10 protein-coding genes are annotated in these 13,079 nt (G+C 37.7%); 5 read left to right on the forward strand and 5 right to left on the reverse strand.

Annotated elements, in window-relative coordinates:
* Positions 1 to 43 precede the first annotated feature (43 nt).
* Complete coding sequence (locus ACFJGY_RS15535; protein ID WP_379965669.1) at positions 44 to 1,198, reverse strand: homogentisate 1,2-dioxygenase; 1,155 nt, start codon at positions 1,196 to 1,198, stop codon at positions 44 to 46.
* Positions 1,199 to 1,667: 469 nt separating this feature from the next.
* Here ACFJGY_RS15535 and ACFJGY_RS15540 point away from each other — a divergent pair, with 469 nt between their 5' ends.
* From ACFJGY_RS15540 to ACFJGY_RS15550, 3 genes are all read left to right on the forward strand, one after another.
* Positions 1,668 to 2,351 (forward strand): Bax inhibitor-1 family protein, encoded by a 684-nt coding sequence (locus ACFJGY_RS15540; RefSeq protein WP_379965672.1) that lies wholly within the window; start codon positions 1,668 to 1,670, stop codon positions 2,349 to 2,351.
* A gap of 182 nt (positions 2,352 to 2,533) precedes the next feature.
* Complete coding sequence (locus ACFJGY_RS15545) at positions 2,534 to 4,573, forward strand: TonB-dependent receptor plug domain-containing protein (protein ID WP_379965675.1); 2,040 nt, start codon at positions 2,534 to 2,536, stop codon at positions 4,571 to 4,573.
* Between the two features lie 19 nt (positions 4,574 to 4,592).
* Complete coding sequence (locus tag ACFJGY_RS15550) at positions 4,593 to 5,072, forward strand: hypothetical protein (protein WP_379965678.1); 480 nt, start codon at positions 4,593 to 4,595, stop codon at positions 5,070 to 5,072.
* Positions 5,073 to 5,112: 40 nt separating this feature from the next.
* Here the strand turns inward: ACFJGY_RS15550 and murC are convergent, their stop codons facing one another.
* From murC to ACFJGY_RS15570, 4 genes are all read right to left on the reverse strand, one after another.
* Positions 5,113 to 6,450, reverse strand: a complete 1,338-nt coding sequence (gene murC / locus ACFJGY_RS15555; RefSeq protein ID WP_379965681.1) for a UDP-N-acetylmuramate--L-alanine ligase — start codon at positions 6,448 to 6,450, stop codon at positions 5,113 to 5,115.
* Between the two features lie 123 nt (positions 6,451 to 6,573).
* The gene (locus ACFJGY_RS15560; RefSeq protein WP_379965684.1) at positions 6,574 to 6,978 is read right to left on the reverse strand and encodes a hypothetical protein; all 405 of its coding nucleotides are present in this window, start codon (positions 6,976 to 6,978) and stop codon (positions 6,574 to 6,576) included.
* A gap of 146 nt (positions 6,979 to 7,124) precedes the next feature.
* Entirely contained in the window at positions 7,125 to 9,212 is a 2,088-nt protein-coding gene (locus ACFJGY_RS15565; RefSeq protein ID WP_379965687.1) for an ATP-binding protein, read from the reverse strand.
* Positions 9,209 to 9,913, reverse strand: a complete 705-nt coding sequence (locus ACFJGY_RS15570; protein ID WP_379965690.1) for a LytR/AlgR family response regulator transcription factor — start codon at positions 9,911 to 9,913, stop codon at positions 9,209 to 9,211. The genes ACFJGY_RS15565 and ACFJGY_RS15570 overlap by 4 nt, the downstream gene beginning before the upstream one ends.
* 130 nt (positions 9,914 to 10,043) lie before the next feature.
* Between ACFJGY_RS15570 and ACFJGY_RS15575 the strand changes: the two genes are divergently transcribed.
* Both ACFJGY_RS15575 and ACFJGY_RS15580 read left to right on the forward strand, forming a co-directional pair.
* On the forward strand, positions 10,044 to 10,523 hold the full coding sequence (locus tag ACFJGY_RS15575; RefSeq protein WP_379965693.1) for a T9SS type A sorting domain-containing protein: 480 nt from the start codon (positions 10,044 to 10,046) through the stop codon (positions 10,521 to 10,523).
* Between the two features lie 5 nt (positions 10,524 to 10,528).
* Positions 10,529 to 13,078 (forward strand): beta strand repeat-containing protein, encoded by a 2,550-nt coding sequence (locus ACFJGY_RS15580; RefSeq protein ID WP_379965696.1) that lies wholly within the window; start codon positions 10,529 to 10,531, stop codon positions 13,076 to 13,078.
* Position 13,079 lies beyond the last annotated feature (1 nt).

The raw sequence follows: 13,079 nt of genomic DNA on the forward strand, positions 1-13,079 counted from the left end.
AAATCAAAAAAGCTAACATTTCTGTCAGCCTTTATCTTCTAATTTAATCTTCCAGCCAACTCGTCTTGTAACTAGGGTCCTCCACTTTTATCGCTTCTTCCGTCAATTTGAAAGGTCGGAATGGGTCAACCATCACTGCATATTCGTCGGTAGACTTTTTGCCGATGCTTCTTTCCATTGCGCCGGGATGCGGACCGTGAACAATTCCGCCCGGATGAAGTGAAAAATCCATCAAGTCCACGTGGTTTCTGCTCATAAAATCTCCTTCTGTATAAAACAAAACCTCATCTGAATCGATGTTAGAATGGTTGTAAGGTGCAGGAATTGCCTGAGGATGATAATCATACATCCTTGCACAAAATGAGCAAACTACAAAATTATGAGCTTCAAAGTTCTGATGAATTGGAGGCGGCTGATGAATTCTCCCCGTAATCGGCTCGAAGTTTTTGATATTGAATTTATAAGGATAAAAATAACCGTCCCAACCAACCACATCGAATGGATGCGTGGCATAAATGAAATCTGTAATTTGGTTTTCCTTTTTGACTTTAATGAGAAAATCACCTTTCTCATTTTTCGGTTCCACGAAAGTGGGCGGAACAATATCGCGCTCACAAAATGGCGAATGTTCCAGCAATTGTCCGAACTCATTCCGGTAACGTTTGGGTGTATAAATCGGAGAATGTGCTTCTATGAATAAGAAAACGTTTTCTTCGGATTCCAATTCCAACTGATAAATTGTTCCTCTTGGAATGATGAGATAATCGCCGACTGAAAAATCGATATTTCCGAGCATTGTTTTCAGGATTCCTTTTCCGTCGTGTACGAAAAGTAACTCGTCACATTCTGAATTTTTATAGAAATAATCAGGGGATTTTCTTGGTTTTGCAAGACCCATTTTCAAATCGTTGTTTAGCATCAAAACCTTTCGGCTTTCCAAAAAGTCATCTTCAGGAGTGACTTTTGCACCTTTTATCATTCTTGGTGTCACGTTTTTCTCAACAGCAATTTTCGGTGTCACGTCTTTTGCTTCGCCGATTGATTTGATTTGAGTCGGGCGATGCGTGTGATACAACAACGACGCAATGCCGTGAAAACCTTCTGTTCCAAAGAGTTGCTCGTAATAGAATTGGTCGTCTTCGGATTTGAAAATCGTGTGTCTTTTTGGTGGAATCTTACCTAACTGAACGTATCTCATTTTGTTGGATTTGGCTTTTCTCAAATGTAATATTTTTTTGAGAATTAGATTGTAACTTATTTTTGAACGCAAAGAGCGCTAAGTTTTTTTGAAATTATTGAAAATATTTTAAGGTTCGCAAATCAAAGATTCATCGATTCCTTTAAAATCAATAATGTATTGAGATAAAGGCGCTTTCGCTTAGCTAAGATTTTTAGTTTCTCGAAGATGACGCAAATTTTGCAGATTTGAACTGGATGACAAAAGTTGATTGATAGACAAATCTTGAACTATTGCGAAGCTGCAGCCCGACTTGAACGGAGCTCATTTTTTTTGCGTTGGAAATGCTTTGGCAAAAAATAGCGAGAGTGGAAGACGGATAAAGCTGCCCAAATAAAATCAAAAGATTAAAATAATTAAAAGATTAAATAGTCGGAAATTTGTGGTTATTGAGAAAATCCTATCTTTGAGAATAATAAAATTTTTACAAATGAATGATTCATTAATGGTTTCTGAAATTTCAGAAATCGAAAGAGCAGAATTTTACAGAAAAACTTATATGCACGTCGCAGTGGCGATTTTGGCGTTTGGAGCGGTGGAATATTTGTTGTTGAAAACGATTCCATTGGAGACGGTTTTATCAATGGTGACAGGAAAATATATCTGGTTGGCAGTTATCGGCGTTTTTTGGTTAGCGTCTATGCTGGCGACGAAACTATCTTTTTCGGTTTCCAAAAACACGCAGTATTTGGGATTGGGATTGTACGTTTTGATAGAAGCCGTCATCTTTTTGCCGATGTTGGGAATCGCAAGTTTGTACGCACCGGAAGTGATTACGCAAGCGGCGCTGGTAACGGCTTTTATGTTTGCCGGTTTGACTGCCGCGGTTTTTATGACGAACAAAGATTTTTCTTTTCTTAGGAATATTATTGTGATTGGCGGATTTGTTGCCTTGGGCGTGATTGTGGTCGGCGCAATTTTCGGGTTCAATCTTGGGCTTTGGTTCTCTTTGGCGATGGTTGGATTGGCGAGTGCAAGTATTCTTTATGAGACTTACAACATTAAAAATATCTATAACAAAAACCAATATGTGGGCGCAGCTTTGCAGATGTTTGCCTCGATAATGCTTTTGTTCTGGTATATTCTCAGAATTTTTATGAGCAGAAGAAGTTAGTATTCATTGGTCTTCGAGAGTCTCAGACTGACAATCTAAGAAGTTTTCAAGGCTTTGAACTGACAAATTATAAATTAAAACTCATCAATTTTTGGTGAGTTTTTTTGTGTCTGAAAATTAAATTCCATTCTAAATTTTTTATTTCTAATAAAATTGTTAGTTTTGTCTAACAATTTTATTTTATGAAATTAACTTTTTTATTATTTATATTTTTATCGGTTTTTATTAATGCTCAGGTCGAATCTGTAATTAATGATTCGGTTAAGATTTCTAATGCCGATTCCTCCAAAACTTCGAAGGATATTGATGAAGTGACCATAACTCAATTTTCTGTGAAGAAACTGAAAGGTACAATCTCGACGGATATCTATTCCCAGCAATTTTTCAGGAAAAATCCGACACCTAACATTTTTGAATCTATTGCGATGGTAAACGGCGTGAAACCTCAATTGAATTGTGCGGTTTGTAATACGGGCGATATTCACATCAATGGTTTAGAAGGCGCTTACACAATGATTTTGATTGACGGAATGCCGATTGTAAGTTCACTTTCCACAGTTTACGGACTCAGCGGAATTCCGAATAGTTTGATTGACAGAATCGAGATTACGAAAGGTCCTGCATCATCTATCTATGGTTCTGAAGCGATGGGCGGAATCATTAATATCATTACAAAAAATGCATTACAAGCGCCGGATTTTGCTACAGATATAATGACTGGGAATCAAGGCGAAGTCAATCTTGACATTGCTAAAAAAGTTTTTGAGAATAAGAATTTTTCAAGTTTATTGAGTCTTAATTATTTTTATTTCGGAAACAGAATCGACCAGAATAAAGATAATTTCACAGATACGCCTCTCCAAAACCGAATTTCTGTTTTTAACAAATGGAATTTTAAAAGAAAAGAAAACCGACTGGCAAGTTTCGCTTTCAGATATTTTTATGAAGACCGATTTGGTGGCGAAATGCAATGGCAGAAGAGAAACCGAGGTTCGGACGATGTTTATGGCGAAAGTATTTACACCAACCGTTTTGAGTTTTTTGGAATTTATCAATTGCCTTTGAAAGAGAAATTACTGCTTCAATATTCATATAACTATCACCATCAGGATTCGTATTACGGAAATACAGCTTACTTAGCGACACAGAAAGTTTTGTTTCTGCAGCTCAATTGGGAAAAACAATTGGGGAAACATCTGTTGAAAAGCGGAACTACTCTGAAATCGACTTTTTATGATGACAATACACCAGGAACTGCAAACTCCATAGAAGAAAATCAGCCAATGAAATCTCCGATTTATGGATTGCACCTAGAAGACGAATGGGAAATTAATGATAAAAACACCTTGCTTTTAGGTTACCGATATGATTATCATAAAGTTCACAAATCTGTGCATTCGCCGAGAGTTGCGTGGAAATTTGAGCCCAATCCTTATCATACTTTGAGGTTAAGTTTTGGAACAGGTTTCCGGGTTGTGAATCTTTTTACGGAAGACCACGCTGCGCTGACCGGTTCACGAGAAGTGGTTGTCAAAGATGATTTGAAGCCGGAAAAATCTCTAAATACAAATCTGAGTTATCTGATGAAAATTCCAATCAAAGATTATTTTATTAATGTAGATATGAACGGATTTTATTCTTATTTCAATAACAAAATTATGGGTGATTTTGATTCTGAGCCTGATAAAATTATTTATGACAATCTTTCAGGACACGCCATTTCACGAGGAATTTCTGCAGACATCAGTACGAACTGGACATTGCCAATTCAATTGATGCTAGGAGTAACTTATATGGAAGTTTATTCGGAAAATTCAGGCGTAAAAAATCAGCAATTGCACGCCCCGAAATGGAGCGGAACATACAGTTTGAGTTATCAGTTTAAAAATAAATTATCAATTGATTTAACAGGACAATTCTACGGACCAATGCGATTACCCGTCGTTCCCGATGATTTCCGACCGGAATATTCGCCTTGGTTTACTTTAGCGAATATTCAAGTCACCAAGAAATTTGATAATGGTTTTGAAGTTTATGGCGGCGTAAAAAACCTGTTAAACTTCACTCCGAAAAATCCAATTCTGAGACCTTTTGATCCTTTTGACAATCAGGTGGATGATGTTGCGAACAATCCTTACGGTTATACTTTTGATACGACTTATGGTTATGCTTCAATGCAGGGAATCAGGACGTTTTTAGGGATTCGTTATCAGATAAGATAGAAGTTAGATTATAGATTAGATGATGAAAGTATTAAGTTTCATATTATTAATGACATTCGGGATTTTTCATTCTCAGGAATTGAAAAATTATGGGTTTGAAAATCTGCCTGATAAATTAGAAAAACCGATTTTAATTTATATAAAAACCAATTGGTGTTCGATTTGTAAAATTCAAAAATATCAGATTGAGAAAGATTTGGAAGTGAAAAATCTGTTGGAAAAGAATGTCTATTTCCTCGTTTTCAATCCTGAAAAATATAAAGAATCTATTACTTTTTTGGGTGAAAGTTATGATTACATTTTGAATGGAAATTCTGGCATTCACGAATTGGCAGTCGAAGTTTCATCAAACAAAAAACCGGTTTATCCGACTTGGATTTTGATTGATACAAATGGGAAAGTTTTGTTTCGAAATGAAGGATTGATTGATAATGGGACTTTGAAATTACTGATAAACACTTCAACTCCGCCTAGTGTGACAAATAAAAAAACCTTCTGAAAATTAATTCAAAAGATTGATAATTTATATTTAATAAAATTTATTTCGTCAAATCCAAGCCTCCGAAATTACCGGAACTCATCATCACAAAAGCACCTTTGGATTTGTCTAAAGTTTCCCAGTAAGCGTGAAGATCTTCTGCATTGGTAAAGACTTTCAGGTTTTCATTTTTGAATTTTTCTTTAATCAAATCCGGCGAAATCGGATCCATTCTTTTGATCTTCAACGCATCTTCCGAATAGAAAACAACGGCGTTGTCTAAACCATCCAAAGCGTGATCGTATTGCTCAAGGAAAACCGGATTAAGACTTGAATAAGTATGCAATTCTAAAAAGCCGAAAGTCTCGGTTTTAGAAAACTGTTCTGCAAAAGCGGCAACTGTTGCTTTCACTTTGCTTGGTGCGTGGGCAAAATCTTTGTAGAGCAAACCTCCGTCAGGTCTTTCAACTTTTTCCAGACGCTTGGAAGCCCCTTTGAAACTCATAATCGCTTCGTAGAACTCTTCCTCCATTATTCCCAATTGAGAACAGATGAATCTTGCGCCTTCCATATTCAGCAAATTGTGTTTTCCGAAAACTGATAAAGGAATATCGCCCATATCGGTTTTCAAATTGACAATTCCGTTTTCTATTTTGTAAGCTGGCGTTTTGTAAGGGATTTTTCGGAAATAATTTTCAGCAGACTCCACCACTTTCACCACTTCTGCATCTTCTTCATTATAGACTAAGACACCGCCTGGTGTGATGCTCGCCACAAATTTTCTGAACTGATCGATGTAATCATCAAAAGTCTTGAAAACATTAATATGATCCCACGCAATTCCTGAAACCAACGCGATATTGGGTTGATAGAGTAAAAATTTGGACCTTAAATCAATCGGTGAAGACAGATATTCGTCGCCTTCAAGGATCATAAAATCATTATCATTCGTAATCTTCACCATACAGTCGAAGCCTTCCAATTGTGCTCCAACCATATAATCAATATCTTTGTGATGGAAATTAAGAACGTGTAGAATCATAGATGTAATCGTAGTTTTCCCGTGAGAACCGCCGATGACAACTCTGGTTTTTTCTTTGGATTGTTCGTAAAGAAATTCCGGATAAGAATATATTTTCAAACCTAGTTCTTTCGCTTTTGCTAATTCCGGATTATCGGCGTGGGCGTGCATTCCCAGAATTACAGCGTCGATATCAGAAGTCAGTTTTTCCGGAAACCAACCTAATTCTTTGGGAAGAATTCCTTTTTTTTCCAAACGCGATCTCGAAGGTTCGAAAATAGCGTCGTCTGATCCTGTTACCTGATAGCCTTTATCTTTGAGAGCAATGGCAAGATTGTGCATTGCAGATCCGCCGATAGCGATGAAATGGGTTTTCAATTCTAAATAATTTTAAACAAAAGTAAGGAAAGATGTTAGAACTTAGAAGCGGCAACTCAGATTTTTTATTTCATAATTTTAAATAAAAAAACCTGATCTTTTTACAAATCAGGTTTCTATTTTTTAAGCTACGATTTCTTTTTGTGTAAAATTGTGCTCAATTTTCAGTTCCTCACCCGTGAGTGTGAAATAGATATTCTGCAACTGATGGAGATAATTGCATTTGATATAGTTTCCGAAGAACAAAAATCCTTCAAGGATCTTATTGGAACTCAGGTCAAAATCAAATCTGCAATAGTTTGGCAGGTCAAATCGAACTCTTGTGGATGAACGATAAACTTCCTTGAATCCCAATCTTGAAAACCATTCTGCTGTTAACGCAATAGGTTTCAGCTTTTTTTGATCTACCGCCGTGAAGGAATCAATCTTTACAAAAAGACCATTATTTTTATTTTCCATCCCGACTACCGGTACGATCTCATCTTCATAGATGACCAAATTGTTGAGTCTAAGTTCTGTGGCTTCCATATTGTGAAAATGTTTGTGATTATATATAGGTAATGACTACTTAACAAAATTGTTGCCAAAAAATATTAAACACATTGGTTTTCCTTAGAAAAGACAAACTTTAACAATTGAACGGTAAAATTAAGATTATCAAAATTCAAAAAAAATTACACTTTTATTATGCGTAACATAATTTTGGTTTCACCAAGTTTTGTGTCTGATTTCACATCGATTGTACAATTGATCGCTTTGCAAAGGTCGCGGATCACGTGCATTCCCAAACCTTTGGTTGTGCCGATGCTAATTTTATCATCATACAAAGCCCGGAATTTTTCAATATTAGTCCCGCCGCCGTTGTCTTTTATCAGAATAAAATGAAAATCGCCCTGATCCCATACTTTGCAAACAATTTTTGGGTCAGGAACATTTTGAAGCACTTTTACGGCATTGCTCATCAGATTTCTGATAATGGTTTTAAGATATTCTTTATCTGTAAAAATCTTAAGATTTGACAGGATTTCATATTCAATTTTTACATTGGAAGCCCAGACAAATTCTTTTTCAATTTCGTTAAAGATCTCATTAATATTATAAAATCGTTTATTAGGTTCGAAGTTTTCCATTTGTCCTTTGCTCCACAACAGCAGATCTTCCATCTGTGTCAGGAGCTGTTCAGTAGCTTCGGAAGTTTGTTTTTCTAGTCTGATTTTGGTTTCAGGATCAATCAATTCCGGCGCATCCTTTTGAAGGTTGAGAAAATGAATAAGCGAAACAACCGGACTTCTGAGATCGTGATTCAGAATGCCAAAAAACCTCATTTTATTCTTATTTGCTTTTTCTAATTCCGAATTCAGAAAAGATAATTTTTTATTAATCTTTTTTCTGTTTCTGCTTTGGTTATACAGCAGACCTCCGATAATGGCAATACAGATCAAACCGGAAGTAAGATAGAGGCGTTGTTTTTTAGCATTTTTGATGCTTAGTTCGTGGATTGTGTTTTCGGCAGAAAGTGATTTTATTTCCTGCTGTTTGCTTTTATTCTGATATTTTGCTTCAGTATCTGCGAGACTTTTTTTCCCGGCTTCTATAGAAAGAGAATCATTGGTCTGCGTATAAATTTTATGAAAATAGTAGGCTTTTTCCCATTGATTTTGTGCCGCATAAGCCTCTGATAATTTTTTATTGACTTCTGCAAAAGATCGTTTGTCGTAAACATAAGCGAAGTTAAGAGCCTGATTGAGTCTTTCGATTGCGGGTTTATATTTTTTCTGTTCGAGGAGTACTTTTCCTTTGATCACATCGGCTTCCATTTCGATCTCCTCATCTTTGGATTTCACAGCGAAAAAAAGTGCCTTATCGGCATAATCATCAGCCAGTTCCAGTCGGTTTTTCTCCAGATAAAATTCTGCCATATTCCTGTTGGCATAACTTACGTTGAGATCCAGCATCGGATTATTATTCGCCAGTTCGTACAAAGCGAGATAATTTTTCTTAGCCATTTCCAGATTTCCTAAATGTGTGTAAGCTTCTATCAATGAGTTGTATAAAAATGCAACACCGTCGGATTTATTAAGAAAAGGTCTCGCATAGTTGGAATATTCAACAGATTTTTCATATTGCTTCATATCATTATAAGCATCGGCAATCTGAAGATAGGAAACACCAATATTATTAAGTTTCAGTGAGTCTGCTTTTTTATCAACCTTCAAATAATCAATGGCCTTAAGCTTATAATTGATAAAATTTTCGAACTCAGATCTGTCCAGGTAATATTCGCCCAAGCTTCCCAGCAAAATTCCCTTGGAATCCGAATCGTGAATTGTATCAACTATTTTTTTGATGTATTGGATGAGATTCTCAGCTTTCTTATGCTCTTTTAGCGAATAATACATATAATTCAACCGCATCAGTGCCAGAGTTTCCTGTTTTATATCTTTTGTACGGTGGGATAATTTTAAAGATTTTTCAAAATATTCGGTTGCTTTTTCATATTGATTATCAGTATATTCATAGCCATAACCTTTATAAAAATAAAATTTGCCTAAATATTTTGGGTTGTTTTTAGCAATCTGAATCCCAACTTCAGCTCTATTTATTAAAATGGTATATTTTTCCTTTTCTGCCAGTGCTTTACAGTATTCGTACCAGTTTTTTAGTTTGTTATTGATGTTTTTATATTGTGCAAGATCCGGCTGCTTTTGGGAAAATGAAAAAGCAAACAGATGAAGCGTGAGGAAAAGCAGAATTTTCTTCATAATAAAAACTTCAGATTGTCTTTAAAACTTCTGCCAACCGGTATTGCAAGATTATTATTGAGAATAATCTCGTGCGTATTGATTTTATTAATAAACTGTTTCTGTACCGCAAAACTCCTGTGGACACGGATAAAGGATTGAAAACTGATTTCCTTCAGTAGAAGGCCAATGCTGGAAAGCACGCAATATCTTTTTTGAGGTGTTACAATCAAAGTATAATCCTTCAAAGCTTCCAGATAAAGGATCTCGTGGAGTTTTATTTTGATCTGCTCATGTCCTTCTTTAATATAAATCACATCACCGCCAATACTGGATTCGAAAAGGCTGGCTTTGTTTCTCATCTCGAAAAAATCTTCAATTCTCCGGGCGGTCTGCTCAAAACGATCAAATTTCAAAGGTTTTACGATAAAATCGAGGGTTTCCAATTCAAAACTTTCTACGGCAAACTCCGGATGAGACGTGATGAAAATACAAGCGGGAATATGTTTGACTTTTTTACGAAGCTCCACACCGGACAAACCAGGCATATCGATATCTAGAAATAATATATCGACAGGATCACTCTCAATCGTCTTTAACGCTTCATCAGAGTCAGAAAAACTTCCGAGAATATTAAAGACCGGAAATCTCTTTGCAAAGGACAAAACTGTCAATCTATCGATCTCGTTGTCGTCAACAATAATACTATTCAGTTTTTCCATTATTGCCTGCTTGTTTTATCAAATTTAGTAAAAAAAAGTCATTGGTCTATTTAAAATGTAGTTCGTCTATTACAAGTTTTCGCAGGATACTATTCTCTATAATTTCGATAAAAATTTTAAAACTTATAAAATGAATAAAAACTTATTAATGAAATTTCTGACGCTTTTAGTCGTCCCTTTCGGATTGATGAAAGCTCAGACAGCGGTTCTTGCAACGGGAACTACAGCAGCGGGAGCAGCCGGCAGCATTTCTTACAGCGTTGGCCAGGTTGCATATTCTCAGAAGGGAGGCAGTCAGGAGGTGATGGAAGGCGTCCAGCAAGCCTACGAAATTACAGTTCTGGAAGTGGATAATGAATCTATTCCGGAGAAAAACGTTCTCCTGTATCCTAATCCTGTGAGAGATTTTTTATACGTTGATTTCGGGAAAGAAAACTTCCACGATTCTCGGTATGTGCTATTTGATTCTCAAGGAAGACAAATTAAATCCGGAAATCTTACTCAGCAGAAAACAGAACTTAATATGACGGAGATTCCTGCTTCGGTTTATATCATTCAGGTATTCCAAAATAATAGAAACATCAAAACCTTTAAAATCATTAAAAAATAAATCTCATGAAAAAAATTGTACTAATAGCAGCTTTGGCATTCGGAACCTATATGGTTTCTGCGCAGGCTCCTGAAAAAATGAGCTATCAGGCCATTGTCAGAAATGCATCCGGACAACTATTGACCAACCAGAATGTGGCTGTAAGAGTAAGTGTTTTACAAGGATCAGCAGCAGGGACAGCAGTCTATTCCGAAAGAGTAACCGGAACCACAAATGTTAATGGATTGGTAAGTCTGGTGATTGGATCGGGAACTGTGATCAGCGGAACTTTCAATTCTATCAACTGGGGATCAAACAGTTATTATCTTAAAACCGAAACAGATCCGGCTGGCGGAACCAACTACACCATCACTGGAACAAGCCAGCTGTTAAGCGTTCCTTATGCTTTGTATGCAAAAACTTCCGGTGGCGGTGGTGGCGGAAGTTTAACCTTACCATATACCGCTACAACCAACAATGCCTCTACTCTTTTTTCGTTAACTAATGACGGTGACGGAACTTCTGTGGAGGGTATCAACAATACATCAACTTCCAGTGTTGCAGCAGTGAGAGGGATGATCACCAATGTTGCGCCGGGTGGATTTTCTTCAGCCGTACGGGGTCTCAATAGCGGAACAGGCGGTTTGGGAATTGGTGTCTGGGGATCTCAGGCAGGAAGCGGATGGGGCGTATATGGCGTAACACCTGATGGTTTGGGTGTTTACGGAAACTCCTCAGCTTCAGGGTACGGTGTATTTGCAAACAGTAATACCGGAACAGGGCTTAACGCAACCAGTACCAATGGCATTGCAGCCAATATTGCTATCACAAATAATGCGAATAATAATAATGTTCTGAATGCTTCTACTTTAGGAAACGGAACAGTAATAAATATTTCTTCTTCAGGATCAGGGAATGGTGTAACGAGTTCAACAGGAAGCGGATTTGCTGTCCAGGGAATAACCAGCCAGCAATCTTCTGCGGGAATCATAGGAGACAACAATGGGAATGGAGAAGCAATTGTCGGAAGAACAACCAGCGGAATTGCAGGTGCAGTGGTCGGCAGAAATGATGGTGCAGGATACGGAGTTCGTGGATTTTTAGCGACCAACACATCAGGTACCGGTGTCGGCGTTTTTGGACAGGTTGGTGTCAGCGGAAGTACTGGTCGTGCCGGAAGATTTGAAAATCTCAATCAAAATAATGACAGAAATACCTTCGAAGTAGAATCCAACAGCACAGGGAATATTCCCGATAATACTTTGGGAAATGTCGCTTCTTTCCTTTCTAATAATACAAATAGTGTGAGTGCTGCAGTAAGAGGTGAAACCAAAACCATCTTTGGAAACTTTGGTGCGGCCGGCGTCTTTGGCGTTGCTTCCGGAACCGGTGGATTTGGCGGATTATTTTATTCATCAAACACAAGTGGAAATGGCCGTGCTTTGGTTGCTCTTACAGACGGAAACGGCGATGCAATCTTAGCAAACGCAGGCAAAGATGGTGATGCTATAGAAGCCAATGTAGATGGAAACGGACGCGCTATCTACGGCTGGATTCCTAGTTTTGGTACAGGAAAAGCGGCAGAATTTAAAAACTTTAATACTTCTAATACCAATCCGGTTCTTACTTCGACAAACACAGGAAATGGTATTGCAGGAGACTTTTTTGTAGATAATACCAGTGGAACTTCACCTGCTGTGCACGGAAAAGTCAATTCACAATTTGCCAACTTCGGAACTGCGGGAGTCTATGGAGAATCTGTGGGAACAGGAGGTTTCGGAGGTTTGTTCTATGCCAGCAATGCTTCCGGTAACGGACCTGCTTTAATCGCTTTAGCCAACGGAAACGGAAACGGAATCACTGCCAATGCCAAGAATTTAGGAGATGGTGTAGAATCAAGTGTTGACGGAACTGGAAGTGCAATCTATGGATGGGTTCCAAATTTTGGAACTGGTAGAGCAGGTTATTTCAGAAACTTCAATACTGCTAATTCTCAAGCGGTAGTATCTGTTACCAATGCCGGAACAGGGACAGGACTTTTTGTAAATCATACTGGAGCTTCAGGAAACATTGCTACTTTCCAAAGTGGCAGTACAAATGTAGCGCGCATTAATAAAAGCGGAACCGGTTTCTTCAACGGCGGAACTCAGAATAGTGGTGCCGACCTTGCAGAGGCATTTGATGTAGAAGGTAATACCGCCAATTACGAACCAGGTGATATCTTGGTCATTTCTACCAATACAGACCGCACCATCGAAAAATCCTCAGAGCCCTATTCTACTCTTGTAGCCGGAGTCTATGCTACAAAACCGGGTGTTCTTTTAACCGAAGAAAATGTAGATTCTGAATTAATCGGCAAAGTGCCAATGGGTGTCATCGGCGTGATTCCTACCAAAGTTTGTCTGGAAGGCGGCAACATCAAACGTGGTGATCTTCTGGTAACATCTTCAACCTCCGGCGTTGCTATGAAAGGGGATCCTAAAAAAGTCCAGATAGGTCAGGTTCTTGGAAAAGCACTACAAGATTATGATCAGAATGGCATCGGAAAAATCAAAGTATTAGTAAGCATCAAATAAA

Origin of the sequence: Epilithonimonas sp. UC225_85 (assembly GCF_042695135.1) — a bacterium.
Lineage (GTDB): Bacteria > Bacteroidota > Bacteroidia > Flavobacteriales > Weeksellaceae > Epilithonimonas.